Consider the following 12,816-nt stretch of genomic DNA (forward strand, 5'->3'; position numbering starts at 1 on the left):
GGTCCTCAGCAAATAGGATAATTCACTGAGCATTACTAATGTACCTAGTATCATTTGATGCCATTTTAAGATGAAAACTTGTAAACCAGCTTTGAAAATCTACTCTTGCCTTTGCGTCTACTCTACCAATTATTCTCCCTCTTTCTTCCAAAAACCAGTACTTGACCGAATTGATGTCGAGTGGCTGACTATCGCGCTCTTCCGCTTTTGAAGCAATCACGTATGGAGAATAATAGATTGGATTAAGCCCATCATCGGTTCTAAATGATTCTACTGGAATTTCAAATTCTGATGCAATTTCAGCGTACATACGCGGAGCCCATCCTCTGAATTTTTTCACTATGTCAAGCAGGATGGCTCTTTCCCGAGGATGCTGTTCCTTCAGATTCTCTTCAATTTCTTCATCTGTGAGATATTCATTGATAGGGATGGCTTTTCCTCCTGTGATAGCATCTATGAATAAATACATCGAATAGCCGTGTTGTTGCAAGGTCGCCTGCAGCTGCTGGCGGTGTCGTTCCATTTTCTCATCCATTGACGCTTGTATTATCTTCGCTTTTTCTGTGTAAGCGTAGTATACATTTTCAAATATAGCTTTTTTATCGCTAATGCCAGTCATGTGATCAACTATGAATGTCCTATTGAGAGTGGTGTTGTCTAGCTCTATTAGGACAGGATACGAATCATAATGCTGGCACAGGGACAATATCTGGTTTTTAAGCTCCTGCTCCGAGTCGACTTGCAGATCAGAAATCATTTCCTCGCTGATTACCTTTTGGGCGCCATACCAGCGAATTTGCTCCGCCCTGTGTCTGGACATCAGCCGGATTTCATCCTCTAGAAAGGGCCCTGTGATTGGCTTGTAGACTTTGGCCTCGATTACTTTTGTCAACCTCTCTACCTCATCCAGACGATGGAACTAAGAAGGATAGTTTCACTCATAAAGAATCTGTTCATCCTTGCAGCAATTTCCATAATTCGTCAATCAACGTAAAATCACAAATCTTGGGAGTCTTATCTATATCCCGAAATGTAAGTGGGCCCAAAGGGATTCGAACCCTTGGCCGACCGGTTATGAGCCGGTCGCTCTAACCAGGCTGAGCTATGGGCCCGCGTACGTGCGTACGTGCAGAATCAAAAATCGGACGAGTATGTATAAAGGTTTGGAGCGTCAGCAATACATGCTGCCGACATATTTTTCCTGTACAGAATCCAAGAGCAGGTTCTGCGCCTTGAGCGACTCGACAGCGGCCGCAAACGCCTTTTCGCGTTTTTCAGCCGGCACTGCCTGCAGGATGTCGCGCCATACCTGTGCGTGCCTCACGTCGGCGTCTTCATGTATCTCAAAATAGTTGAGAGCATCCTTGTTGCCGGTCATGCCATAGAATTTTGCCAGGCCGTCTATCTTGCTCCTGCTTATCTTTGGGAGCTCTGCTTCAAACGCATACATTGCAGCGACTGCTTCCTCAAACGACAGCAAAGTGAGCGACATCATCTTTGCCACCGCGTCGTTTGTCTTTGCTGCACCTGCATAGCTGGCAAGCTCTGACTGCGAAACGCCCATCGCACCGGCAAACCTTGCCCAGGGCTCGATGTGCTCTGACTCTTCCTTCAGGTTCTCTTTAATGCCTGGAACTTTTGAGGGGTCGGTATTGTTGGCAGCTGAGGCAATGTTTTGCACGAACGCCGGGACTGCCTTTACAAGCTGAAAGTATTCCTTGGAATAGCCCTGCAGGTGGTCGACTGTCAGCCTGCCTTCCGACCACATCTGGTAGAACGGGTGCTTCAAAAGGCTGCGGTTTTCTATTTCCGAGTCGATCCTCTCTACAAGGTCGTAGTTTTCCATATTGTATCTCACTTCAAAAGCCATAGAAAAACCTTATGACAGCAAGGATTTTATGTGAATCTCCCATCGATTGTGCTCAAGTGCTCCGGTGGTGTAGTGGCTATCCTGCCGGCAACCATCCTCCGGCAAGGGGCTGCACAGTCCGGTCAAGCATTGTGGCCTTTCGAGTCGCAGATCCCGGGTTCAAATCCCGGCCGGAGCACTACTCTCTCATGTTATACCAAGTCCGATAGTAACCCTGACCACCACCTTCAGCCCTTACCATTAGCAGTAAGGTCGTTCTTACCACAGACATTAAGCTCGAAAGTCACAACGCTTGACCGGACTGTGCAACCCGACTGGAATGGCTTCCGTCAATACCTAAACAACATACAAAATCCAAAGGTAGCCAACGACACCTTGCGCTATGCCCGCCAACACTATCGCATTCTGTGGGGAGAAGGAATGGAAGAGCTTCTTCAGCTATCACAAGGGAAGCAACGACACGTTATGAAGGCAATGTCTTCTCTCTCAAAGTATCTTGGGTGTTACAATCATTGGAAGGAAATCAGAGAAGGCTACCAATTGAAATGGTCTCAACAGGACAGCCTTGAACTGTTCCATAACATAATCGACAATGAGCATAATTACAGTGCCATGATAGAATGGCTGAAAGAAGCTTGTGCCAAATCACCCAAGTCGTATGCAGATATCCTGATCTATGCCACTTTAACTGGCCTAAGAGCACAAGAGGTCATAGATAGCATACGCTTGATCAAGACTACTCCTGAAAATTACCTGAAAAAAGATTCAATGATTCTAGAGCACTATCGATATCCCAATCTCTTTATCAGACGAACCAAGAAAGCATACGTGAGTATAGTAAGCGAAGACATACTACAATTAGCGAAGACAGCGGGCAATCACAGCTATATGGCCATTCGAATGGCGCTGGAAGAACGAGGAATGGCTACCAATATGAAGTATTGCCGCAAGATTTTCTCCACCTATCTTCGTATGAATGGCATTGAATCAGAGTTAATCGACCTACTTCAAGGGAGGATACCAAAGACTGTATTTGCGAGGCATTATTTCAGGCCAGACTTTGAAAAAGACATGGTAAGAATAAGGAATGTACTTGAAAAATTGAAGGGTGAAATTACACTGCCAGCATGACTACGGCGGATATCAAAGCTCTACGGCATATTCGCCTGTTCTCAGGAATCGATCAACTGCGCCAAAGAACGTAATAACTGTCAAGATCAAACTAAATGCCGGACTGACTACCCAATCAACTAGGAATTTTGTGTTATTTGCAGCCTGCAAACACTTGTCTTGATTGTCTGTCATTCTCATACATTGTGCAACCGTGGTATCGTAGGTACTGTTGAAAATCCGTGCCAAGCCTTCCTTAATGGGATCAAATATCCACCCGAGAACATATTCGGTGACCAAATGCCATGATAACCAAAGCAAAAGAAAGACAACAATCTGTATTTTAGTTACCATAGGCAGACAGAATCTTGTTCCGGTATTTACCTACTAAAGTTTTCGAACTATCTTTTGGCATGGGCAGCTTTCAAATAACTCTCCCATTTTTCTAGCCGCCCTATGGAAAAAGAAAAATGCAAAACATGCAATGGCCGGGGATATGTGGTGATCGGTACAACTACTACGAGTTGCGAAGCCTGCAAGGGTAATGGTGTGATCACTTCTAACACTATGGAGAACTACTTTGGTTAAAAGCTGTCTTGCTTCCACTATTAGATCCGTTAATAAATTGCAAATTTTTTATATTATCACAATAAATCAATTCTATGTCAGAAGAAGACCCAAGGCGTACAGCTCTTTACCAACGTCTACAGGTTCTTGGAGTCAATGTATCTAAGATAAAGGACATGGAGATTACATTAGAGGCTCTTTTAGAGCTGACTGAAAGATTGGAGGAGATCATTCAAACAGATAAGTTTTAGGCACCACCGACAGCACAAAAAAATACTGCGGCCTTGTGATCTTACCAAGTCTACAACCAAACCTTTCTGGTAATGGCAAAATCTTCAATGATACCTACTTCTGATCCCCTGTTTACCAGAGTAACACGTATTCTGGAAGCATAGGGAGTATAAGGAATTGGAGTGAATGCTAACGAGTATTTCTGCCCTTCTTGGCCAGTAATATCAGCTTCTTCCGTACTCTTATAGCGTAAAATGTATGGGTGTCTGGGGTTGCTTTTTCCCGCCGGGTCAGGGGAGATTCCTGCCACCGGTGCCACTTCGCCCGCACCTACGCCCCAATTCTTGGTTATCAAATCGACAAACGTTTCATGCCCTTGTTGGATACTGACACCAGCTCCACTAGTACCCCAGATCTCTACGTTCAGACCAAGATATCGATAATTCCCATGGAGTTCGAATAAGTAAAGCTCTCCGCTTTCTTTTTGATCTATTACAACTCTTTCTTCTCTGCCCTCTAATGCCAAGTTGCTAATGTCATTTTGAACGAATTGATACTTTCTGCCAAAGTTGTCGGTTTGAACAGCGTGTATGGATTGATTTATGGACTTATTTGTTGACATGTTTTTATCACCTGAAACGGTTGCAATCCGCCGTCAGTGCTTTAATGAAAATTGCCTCATTGCTAAGATTTCGGATAGAGTTGTAGTCTCCAAGATTGGTGGAGCGGATAATGCCTCTATCCACGTCATCAAGAATATTCATTGCAATCTTGCATACTTCTGCTTTCGCTCCCCTAGATAATCTTGGAACCAGCCTGTTAACAGCTCTTACACTTTTGTCTGGCATTTTGATTCACCAAATTAGTACAACCTAAGTATAGGAGAAATCTGCATAGGAAATCTTACTATTTACTGATCTAGATAACTCGTTTGCCCGGTATGAGCCGCCGTTACTTGTAGGGGTAAATGAATAGAGAAAACTATTGGCCCGGCCATCGTTCTGTGCTCTGATATCTCGGGGTGTCATTTTCCTTAGATTACCTTGGGGAGCTGAAGCGTACGCTTGCGAGGGTGTAAAAGTCCTATCCCATATTGCTCTCGCTTGTGAAACTGCACTGGTAACGTGATTCTGGAGATTGAAGCCCGCTGCACTGGCCATTTTGCTTATGACCGTGCCAACAACAGCTCCAGCTCCAAGATTGACAAATGTCTTTTGCTTGAGTACGTAGCCGGTGCCGGCTGCGGCGAGTCCAAGCCCACCGGTCAGTGCATCTGCTTTTGTCAGTGATACCATTCCTGTTAATGGAATGATAGGAGAATTAAGGACTGGTTGCGAGTTTGCAATCTGATTTACTGCAAAGCCGCCCACAGCTCCTAACGCCAACTGAACAACGTCATTAGAACCTAAATTTGTAAGACTAGTCATGAATATTCAATATAATATGTTTAAACATGTATTTAAAGTACTGCTGATTTTAATGAAAAAAGGGCAAGAAATACCCCTATTACTATACTAAACCTAACTCGAAATTACAGGAGTAAACACAATTGAACCTCCAAACCTTTTCTGTCTAAAGGTAATTTGACGAGATCCGTCAAAACCTAGCTCTTTCAATAATTCTTTATTTATACTCACATAATGGGTTTGCCGGATTAATTGCGTTTTTCGTATGTTAGTGGGATTGTATGTCATCTATACTAAATAACCAAACGGTTATATTTAAGAATTATAGGAAATGTTTAAACATTTTAGGCTAAATTTAAATACTTGCAAATAGTATAAATACTGGAATGACAGCAAGTATCAGTTTTTCAGGGTCAGGATTTGACTTTGACATTAACATGTACGGATTCACACCCGGCGAATTAGTTACCATCGTCTTTACCAACGTGAACAACTCTAATGATATGTATTCGATCGACACCTATGTAGGTTACAATCCGATACATGTCCTGCAGCAACATTTCCCGGCGGAAGCTGAAGGCAATTACCACGTCACGGCCGTAGGTTCAACTGGCACAAAGGCGGAAAATACTTTGACTATAGGTTATCCTACCGTGCAGGGCATTCTGCCAAATACAGAAGTGCCTCTGGAAAATATCACAAATCAAGGTGGAGAGACGGTACCAATATTCGGGCAGCTCGAATCGATTGGTGGAGCAGCTGTACCTTCAGCTATTCCTACTCAAACTTCACAGAATAATTCAATTCCATTAGTCTTGGCAGGTGGAGCTCTGTTAGGAGGTCTGTTGCTAATATCTGGTGGAAAGAAGAAAGTGTTTGCCTGACTTTTACCATATCAGATAATGGAGGTAATACAACTTAAGGAGTAGTCTGAAACAGAGACAAATACCTAAAATAATATCGTTCTAATCTTAGGTAATATCATTGCAAAATAGTGATCTAACTCTTACGAAAGCACTTTTCAAAACTGCACTTTCTGATTATAATGCTGCAAAGCTATTATGGGAGAAGGGATTCTATCCACAATGCATTTTCTACTTAGAACAAGCCTTTGAAAAGGCAAGCAAATCTATTATTGCGCACTTTTCCGTTAACCTCAAAAAATGTCCTCAAGAGAAAATTGAAAAAGAATTGAAGAAATCTTTCGGGCACAATAACAAGTATTCTGCCTATACGGTAGTAATGGAGCTACTTGAAGCTGACAAGTGGAAGAAACAACAATCCGGGAAGTGGAACGAAAAACAGGCTAACGTTGCTTTTGCTTTTGCTGAAGGTCATAAGAAAACAAAGCAGAATTACAAAATTGAACAATATTGCAATATGGTCGATTACTACTATTCGAAATACAATCAATTCATGGCACACCCTAAACTAAGACATCCTGCTAATGCAATCTTGGCGTTAAATTGGGCATTGTCCAGCTGCTTTGAAGATATGGAGAATAGAGCAAGATACCCGCTTTCAGAACACGGATACTTGAATCTAGATAAACTAAACCAAGAAAAGAACAAAGACTGTTACAAATTGCTCCTTATCATGGTAAGAGACTACATTAACCGAACGCCTGATTTGATTAATGTTGCAAACGAGCAATTACCACCGTATTATAACAGACAGAGATAGAATTCAAGAACAAAAGAAAAAGGACGTTGCTCACTTCACGATAGAGTGAGCTCACTAGTTAGCTAACAGCGTATGCACTACTCTTTCGAACCAATCTTCAAGCGAAGTTACACTAGAGGTTACACTGGAAGTTCCACTATAAACCACAGTAATATTGTGTCCACTAGATCTGCCGTTCGAAGTTACACTAGAAAAATGAATGGGTGTGGTGGTGTTAAGTAGGAAGTCGTCTATCAGGTCAGACATTCTAGTTACCACCTTTTTTGAATCCGACACTTAGGCAGGAATTGCCAGAAGCTATGACTATTTCTTCGTCTTTATGTGCAGGACAGGCACAGGATTTGCCTTTTGGTTCATGGTCGTAGATATCATTTGTTTCTGGCATTGACGGAACCCTCCATTTTAGGACTAATGGTTTCTTTTGTATGATCTCGACTCTGCTATCCGTGCATTCTTGGAACATTTCAAGCAGGTTTCGTAATTTCTTGTTCTCTCTGGTTACAAGGTTGACTCCTAGGTAATTGCCAACTCTTTCGTTGTTTTTGCAAGCTATTCTCGCTGCTTCTACGAATTCAATTGGTTTTTTGGCGTTCTCGACAACTTTGACTATCTCCTTGAATGCGACTTCTATTGGATCTGCACGAACTGTCTCTGCAAGTTGTCCTTGCTCTGCCAACATTGTAGTGTAATATTCCATTAATTCAATGACAAGCTCTTTGTCCACTACAGTTTCTAAGTGAAGTCGTGCATATGCTGAAGAGAGTCTAAAAAGAGCGTCAAGATTTCTGTTTGTCGCCCTGCCGGTAGATCTCAAACTAATCCAGTATTCTTTGAGCATTTCCCTTGCTTCGGTTGTGAAAGTTGGATAGATTGTCTTGGCGTGAGCTATGTATTTTCTAAGGAAGTTGTAGTTGTGTTCAATATGTCTTTCATCATAGTCCATTTTTGCATCTGCATAATCCCTCATAGATTCTTCAGTCACAAAGTCACGGAATACAAACTTCTGATCAAATCTATCCAATACTTCTTTCTTGACTGGTATTTCACTCATGTCAATCGAATGATCACTATTCCAAGTTGAACCGATTGGGTTGCACGTTGCAATTATGGTAGTTGGGGAATCGATTTCTTGACGAATGCCATACTTATCAATCGTGAAATCCCCTTCTTCCATGACATCATGCAAGTGTTTCTGATCTTCAAAGCTCATTGTTCCAATTTCGTTGATTGCACAAATGCCATTCTTTGACAGCGGAATTGATCCAAGTCTCAATACTGCATTTTCATTCTCCATTACAATAATCGCTGTCAGACTCTTTCCGCTTGCGCCCTGAGCGCTTACATACCGACTGTTAGGAACAAGTCTTATGGATTCTCTAGCTAGCATGGACTTTGCTGTACCGGGTGCTCCTACAAAGAGTGAATGTATTCTACCACGTTTTCCATTCTCTGGTGCTCCGACAGCAGATAACAGGATTCCTAGTTTCTTGTCTTTGTGACCAACTACGTTAGGAGCTACCATTGATACTAGTCTTTCACGAAGAGTTGGTATGTATGTGACCTTTGTGACGCTAGTGACCTTTGTGCCCAGATCCTTGAACCTATAGATATTTTCTACGTCCTTTTCAGTTACCTTCAGCTCTTGTCTTCTGTGATATTTGATAGATTCTGCATGTAGGACAGTAGTTAGCTTCTTTGTTATGAATTTCATTATGTGACTTGTGCCCTTGATTTCTACTAGCTCCCCGGCAATGACATTACAAGTATCCTTTCCATACAGTATGATATCCAGACGTTCTAGATCTCCTGTAGGATTAGGATCTTGGAGTTGTATAGAGAGAGCGGTAGCATAGTCAAACTTGGGTAGGTTTTTCTGTCCACAGTTTCTACATTTTTTTGGTATACCAGATTCTTCAAATTTTGGAGGATTGTGCTCTGTCTCGTCATACTGGTCACAAGAGTTACACCCTATCATTGTCTTTGTAATAACCTTGTAAGGTAATGATTGACTAACGATTACTCCTTTGACAGATAGTTTCACGGAAGACGTTGTACGTAATGCTTCAGAAATTGTCATAGACACAAAATTCTGGTCACATTGGGCACAAGGGTCACTATGTGGATTAGATTCTTCTGCCATAGTCGAGTGTGAAGGTCTTTCGCCGGCGATAATCAACCTCGTGTTGAATCTCTTTAGCCGTGTAATTTCGCCTTTAAATCTATCCGCTATCTCAACTGGCAACAACTTGACGGCTTCGATAAACGTGAGTGAATCAATCGGGAACCTACTATCACGAGATATCCCTTCATTCTCTAATGCAGACTTTAGCTCAATTGGCATAGTCGCAAGGAATTGATCAAGTTCTTCTCTTGTTGTCATTTTTCAATTCACCTTTACGGCGTGGAGCATTGCAGTACGGAAGAGTATGCGAATATGCTCGACTGAAGCGTACCAAATATTGTAGAGGTTACAACGTTCTTCTATCAATTGGTGAATCTTTTGCAATGACGTACCATAGGCGACAGAGATTGGTGTCTCACAACCATCTGTGCTGTAAATGGTAATCACTTCACCGTTAATGCCAATGTGGTCAATGCGTCTTTCAGCGTCAAAATGAGATACCATCATTTTGCAATCACCGAGATTAGCACCATATTCAGGATCACAGACAACGAAAATGTCAGTGGTAGAACATAATTCGTTATAAGATTAATATAAGAGATCTTCGATCTATACACTGTTCACCACCTTTGAATCTGGTAGGTTAACATCTGATTGCGGAGCTGCAAACTCTGCGATCTTATTTCTTTCCACGTTAACTTTTGACCAGCAAGAAGGACACGAAGTATTTTGCCTCAATGACCTTGTATTCCAAGTCCAAGAACACTTTGGACATTTTATCGGTATTTGATTACCTAACATTTTACAAGTAGTAGTAGCACTAACAGATATATAAACTTTTAATCTATCTATAGCTTTCGCTACAATTTAGTATAATACTGTACCACTAATAAACTTACCGATTCAGCGTTGGACGGTAACACGTGTTAGAAATGCCATTTTTGATTTTTCAAAAGTTTTAACTACACTATGAAAAGTGAAAAAGATCATGTGTTACCGTGTTGATTTTTGTCAAAGTCTGCAGAAATTCGTGCTCAAAAATGGTGGTAACAGCAGTAGCGGCAGTAACACGTGCCACAATGCTGTATACTATACATAATGTAATCATTCTTTACCTAATACCAGACGTTATAGGACATGTTACAAGTGTTACCGTGTTACCAAACTAGTTATCTCTGATACTACATGCCTCTGAATAACACATTCGTCAATTATCGCACCAAGTGAAAGGGTCTTGACCTTGGCACATTAGTGTAGTCCAATGGATACAAGAGACAACAATATTGTTACACTATTAATAGTGTAAAACACCGGTGTAATCCATTAGAAATAGGTCAATACCGGTGTAAAAATATGTAAACGTTATGTAAAAGTAAAAGAAAGATCCCGAAAAACCACCAATTTCAACCATTCTGTCTCATGCGATCAAACCTACAATTTTCGTTTGCTTTTATTTCTTTGTACATATTTGCAGATCTAAAAATCATTTTTCCAATGGATTATTAGTGTTTATTGTTAGTATTTTACACTATTAATAGTGTGTTTTACCGGTCACACCGGTGTGCCTCCAATGTATCCAGTAGAAATAATAGTGTTGCAATATTATTCACCAAAAACCGACCATGCTACTGTAATAACTATTCCAAATCTTAGTCTTTTTTGTTAGTTTTGGTTAAACATTTAAATAATAGTGTAAATAATAATATGATATCGTATATAATAATTTGACAGAAGAAAATTTGACGGATAATTTAACAAAAGAAAGTTTACCTCAAAGCACAGAACAAGTTAATACAGCACAAAGTGGCAAAGAAGAAACGACTTCGTTCATACCACAAATCGATTCCCAAACTCAGCGCATGATAATCGAGCGTGGCGTGGACTTTTTGGAGAAGATGGCAGGTGTTCAACCAAAAAAGCCGGAGCAAAAGCAGTTTGGCGTTTACTTCAGTCCAGAAGAGATCCAGCTTCTTGAAATATACGCTAGGGAGTTATTCAATGACGGTTATATCAGTCGCAACTCGATTGGATCACTTTGTAGATTCTGCACTATTGCCTTTCTAAAGAACTCGCAAAACCAAGCATTGGAAAATGTTCGTGCAAGACAAGCGGCGCAAACAAAAGAAAGTGGTCAACAATGACAGTCTACATTATAGACGCTGATAATATCGACTTTGAAGGGATTAACAAGTTCAAAAAAATGGGTTTGATAACTAATGGAGAACCTATCCTTCGTAGCATTGTACTTGAGCAGACAATCCAGAACAAAGACTGGCCAGTGTTCAGGATAGACACACCTTATGGGAAGTTCAAGGAAATCTTTGAAAAATTCTTACCTGAATTAATGACGGTTGTATCTGGCAATGCTGACTCGAAAACATTAAGCGATAACGCTGGAGTTGACACTGAAGTTGACACAGAAACCAAGAAAAAAGAAGTTGATAAGGTCAAAGTTGAAAATGCTGATCCTGAGATACCTCAATATCTTCAGACTATGCAACAAGTTGTTAACACTGTCGGAGTACCAATCCTTGAAAAGTTTGGTGGTGGATTAGCGCAAAAGGTGAATTAGAAAAAATGGACACAATAAAAGATAACGTGAATTGCACTGTCTACCTCAACCACCACTTTGCCAAAACGATTGACACATACTTAGATTCATTCAAGTCGCTCCGCTTTGACGTAAAACAGACGAGGGCGAGTGCAATCAAACACATGGCAGCCTCCTATTCTTCAATATTCAATCTGGACAATATGGCATTGCTCAAAAAGTATGATGAGCTCCAGAGAACAACCGCCATTGGCAAGTCCTCCAAAGATCTCTACTCAGAGTTAAAACAAGAAGCGAACAATGCAGTAAAGGAAAAGCTCACCAACGCAATCAACAATTTGAGTCAACGAGCGGGGAAGTTTGCAACGTTTGAAGCTCTCGACTCTTTGAGAAACAGGCGATAGAAATGAACAAGTTAACTATACCGCCAATCATGGAGAGAGAAGAAGCATTAGAAAGAGTTGCGCTATTCCTCATAGCAAAAGAGGTATCGGTACTTCGTAAATGGTTAGGGGAATAAGAATGGGCAGACCAAGGAAGAAGAAGCAAGAAAAGAGAACATTCAGCCGAACAGAATGGGAAAGGATCCGCAGAGAAATGCCTTCATTCAATGAACAAGAGTTAAAAGAATTCTTTGACTTTCCCCGGATAGTAGCTGATCCAAAAATGGATTCTGGGTATCTTTAGCAAGGTGGGCAGATTGGGAGACATAAACAGTTTCAATGTTGACGACATTCCACTTTCAAAGAAGTCTAGTAATGTGGTAGCAGGTGACATTAATGTTGGAAAGAAGTCTCCAGCGGAGTTAGAGCAAGTTCATATCGAAGAGGATTTACAGACACAATTAGCAGTAACTGATTCAATCTTTTCATTACAATCATTAGACGATAAAACCCAGAGAGAGTTAGCGGAGTTTGCCGGGTATTACTATGAACGTGGAAGGATAACCCAACCAACTATACAGGCGTTAATCCAATACCACTTTGACAAAATAATGGACAGTATAAGATCAGAGTACGAGAGCCATATTTTCAATAAGCAATTGGAAGAAGCAATGATGCGATCAATGGGCATAAAACCTGAAGATATAGACAAATTCAAATTTTAACAACTTTTATCTTCCTTAGTATGATACTGTACCTCTTTTTTCCTGCTTTTTTGTGATTTTTCCTATAAACTTAAATACTTAAGTTAGTATATTTTACATTGCCCACAACACTACTGTTTGAACGACACTTTGGAACATGCAGGAGGTGAGAGGAGTCATTACCCTCTC

Annotated in this window: 16 protein-coding genes and 2 tRNA genes; 10 read left to right on the forward strand and 8 right to left on the reverse strand. The window is 41.0% G+C overall.

Annotated features, from left to right (window positions below):
* Positions 1-22 precede the first annotated feature (22 nt).
* From NTE_RS11360 to NTE_RS11370, 3 genes are all read right to left on the reverse strand, one after another.
* Entirely contained in the window at positions 23-892 is an 870-nt protein-coding gene (locus NTE_RS11360) for a hypothetical protein (protein ID WP_148701123.1), read from the reverse strand.
* Positions 893-1,037: 145 nt separating this feature from the next.
* Positions 1,038-1,112 (reverse strand) — tRNA-Ile (locus NTE_RS11365).
* A 59-nt stretch (positions 1,113-1,171) separates the two neighbouring features.
* Positions 1,172-1,870 (reverse strand): iron-containing redox enzyme family protein, encoded by a 699-nt coding sequence (locus NTE_RS11370; protein ID WP_226986980.1) that lies wholly within the window; start codon positions 1,868-1,870, stop codon positions 1,172-1,174.
* Between the two features lie 58 nt (positions 1,871-1,928).
* On the opposite strand from NTE_RS11370, the gene NTE_RS11375 reads away from it, so the two are divergent.
* Both NTE_RS11375 and NTE_RS11380 read left to right on the forward strand, forming a co-directional pair.
* Positions 1,929-2,048 (forward strand) — tRNA-Glu (locus NTE_RS11375).
* Positions 2,049-2,173: 125 nt separating this feature from the next.
* A complete protein-coding gene (locus tag NTE_RS11380; protein ID WP_148701124.1) occupies positions 2,174-3,001 on the forward strand; it encodes an integrase in 828 nt (275 codons plus the stop codon).
* Positions 3,002-3,013: 12 nt separating this feature from the next.
* Here the strand turns inward: NTE_RS11380 and NTE_RS16685 are convergent, their stop codons facing one another.
* Complete coding sequence (locus NTE_RS16685) at positions 3,014-3,334, reverse strand: hypothetical protein (RefSeq protein ID WP_158385486.1); 321 nt, start codon at positions 3,332-3,334, stop codon at positions 3,014-3,016.
* 308 nt (positions 3,335-3,642) lie between these two features.
* Here NTE_RS16685 and NTE_RS16690 point away from each other — a divergent pair, with 308 nt between their 5' ends.
* Positions 3,643-3,798, forward strand: coding sequence for a hypothetical protein (locus tag NTE_RS16690; RefSeq protein WP_158385488.1), 156 nt, complete (start codon positions 3,643-3,645; stop codon positions 3,796-3,798).
* A gap of 50 nt (positions 3,799-3,848) precedes the next feature.
* Here the strand turns inward: NTE_RS16690 and NTE_RS11385 are convergent, their stop codons facing one another.
* From NTE_RS11385 to NTE_RS11395, 3 genes are read right to left on the reverse strand one after another with little or no spacing between them, the layout of a single operon-like run.
* The gene (locus NTE_RS11385) at positions 3,849-4,400 is read right to left on the reverse strand and encodes a hypothetical protein (protein ID WP_148701125.1); all 552 of its coding nucleotides are present in this window, start codon (positions 4,398-4,400) and stop codon (positions 3,849-3,851) included.
* Between the two features lie 7 nt (positions 4,401-4,407).
* Positions 4,408-4,626: a hypothetical protein gene (locus NTE_RS11390; protein ID WP_148701126.1), complete on the reverse strand. Its 219-nt coding sequence runs from the start codon at positions 4,624-4,626 to the stop codon at positions 4,408-4,410.
* Positions 4,627-4,650: 24 nt separating this feature from the next.
* Positions 4,651-5,205: a hypothetical protein gene (locus NTE_RS11395; RefSeq protein ID WP_148701127.1), complete on the reverse strand. Its 555-nt coding sequence runs from the start codon at positions 5,203-5,205 to the stop codon at positions 4,651-4,653.
* 365 nt (positions 5,206-5,570) lie between these two features.
* Between NTE_RS11395 and NTE_RS11400 the strand changes: the two genes are divergently transcribed.
* Complete coding sequence (locus NTE_RS11400; RefSeq protein ID WP_148701128.1) at positions 5,571-6,068, forward strand: LPXTG cell wall anchor domain-containing protein; 498 nt, start codon at positions 5,571-5,573, stop codon at positions 6,066-6,068.
* Positions 6,069-6,168: 100 nt separating this feature from the next.
* Positions 6,169-6,867 (forward strand): HEPN domain-containing protein, encoded by a 699-nt coding sequence (locus NTE_RS11405; protein ID WP_158385490.1) that lies wholly within the window; start codon positions 6,169-6,171, stop codon positions 6,865-6,867.
* Between the two features lie 247 nt (positions 6,868-7,114).
* On the opposite strand, the gene NTE_RS11410 is transcribed toward NTE_RS11405, so the two are convergent.
* On the reverse strand, positions 7,115-9,247 hold the full coding sequence (locus tag NTE_RS11410) for an AAA family ATPase (protein ID WP_148701130.1): 2,133 nt from the start codon (positions 9,245-9,247) through the stop codon (positions 7,115-7,117).
* 1,466 nt (positions 9,248-10,713) lie between these two features.
* On the opposite strand from NTE_RS11410, the gene NTE_RS11415 reads away from it, so the two are divergent.
* From NTE_RS11415 to NTE_RS11435, 5 genes are all read left to right on the forward strand, one after another.
* Complete coding sequence (locus NTE_RS11415; protein ID WP_148701131.1) at positions 10,714-11,130, forward strand: hypothetical protein; 417 nt, start codon at positions 10,714-10,716, stop codon at positions 11,128-11,130.
* Positions 11,127-11,561 (forward strand): hypothetical protein, encoded by a 435-nt coding sequence (locus NTE_RS11420; protein WP_148701132.1) that lies wholly within the window; start codon positions 11,127-11,129, stop codon positions 11,559-11,561. Before NTE_RS11415 ends, NTE_RS11420 begins: the two co-directional genes overlap by 4 nt.
* 5 nt (positions 11,562-11,566) lie before the next feature.
* The gene (locus NTE_RS11425; protein ID WP_148701133.1) at positions 11,567-11,944 is read left to right on the forward strand and encodes a hypothetical protein; all 378 of its coding nucleotides are present in this window, start codon (positions 11,567-11,569) and stop codon (positions 11,942-11,944) included.
* Positions 11,945-12,044: 100 nt separating this feature from the next.
* Positions 12,045-12,227 carry a hypothetical protein gene (locus NTE_RS11430; RefSeq protein WP_148701134.1) on the forward strand — a complete coding sequence of 61 codons (183 nt, stop codon included), beginning with the start codon at positions 12,045-12,047 and terminating at the stop codon, positions 12,225-12,227.
* A gap of 13 nt (positions 12,228-12,240) precedes the next feature.
* On the forward strand, positions 12,241-12,648 hold the full coding sequence (locus NTE_RS11435) for a hypothetical protein (protein ID WP_148701135.1): 408 nt from the start codon (positions 12,241-12,243) through the stop codon (positions 12,646-12,648).
* Positions 12,649-12,816: the final 168 nt, after the last annotated feature.

It is taken from the genome of Candidatus Nitrososphaera evergladensis SR1 (assembly GCF_000730285.1).
Lineage (GTDB): Archaea > Thermoproteota > Nitrososphaeria > Nitrososphaerales > Nitrososphaeraceae > Nitrososphaera > Nitrososphaera evergladensis.

Coding starts and splice junctions, on each gene's coding strand:
- NTE_RS11370 (WP_226986980.1), bottom strand. CDS start 1,870: ATGGCTTTTGAAGTGAGATACAATATGGAAAACTACGACCTTGTAGAG.
- NTE_RS16685 (WP_158385486.1), bottom strand. CDS start 3,334: ATGGTAACTAAAATACAGATTGTTGTCTTTCTTTTGCTTTGGTTATCA.
- NTE_RS16690 (WP_158385488.1), top strand. CDS start 3,643: ATGTCAGAAGAAGACCCAAGGCGTACAGCTCTTTACCAACGTCTACAG.
- NTE_RS11385 (WP_148701125.1), bottom strand. CDS start 4,400: ATGTCAACAAATAAGTCCATAAATCAATCCATACACGCTGTTCAAACC.
- NTE_RS11390 (WP_148701126.1), bottom strand. CDS start 4,626: ATGCCAGACAAAAGTGTAAGAGCTGTTAACAGGCTGGTTCCAAGATTA.
- NTE_RS11395 (WP_148701127.1), bottom strand. CDS start 5,205: ATGACTAGTCTTACAAATTTAGGTTCTAATGACGTTGTTCAGTTGGCG.
- NTE_RS11400 (WP_148701128.1), top strand. CDS start 5,571: ATGACAGCAAGTATCAGTTTTTCAGGGTCAGGATTTGACTTTGACATT.
- NTE_RS11410 (WP_148701130.1), bottom strand. CDS start 9,247: ATGACAACAAGAGAAGAACTTGATCAATTCCTTGCGACTATGCCAATT.
- NTE_RS11420 (WP_148701132.1), top strand. CDS start 11,127: ATGACAGTCTACATTATAGACGCTGATAATATCGACTTTGAAGGGATT.
- NTE_RS11425 (WP_148701133.1), top strand. CDS start 11,567: ATGGACACAATAAAAGATAACGTGAATTGCACTGTCTACCTCAACCAC.
- NTE_RS11430 (WP_148701134.1), top strand. CDS start 12,045: ATGGTTAGGGGAATAAGAATGGGCAGACCAAGGAAGAAGAAGCAAGAA.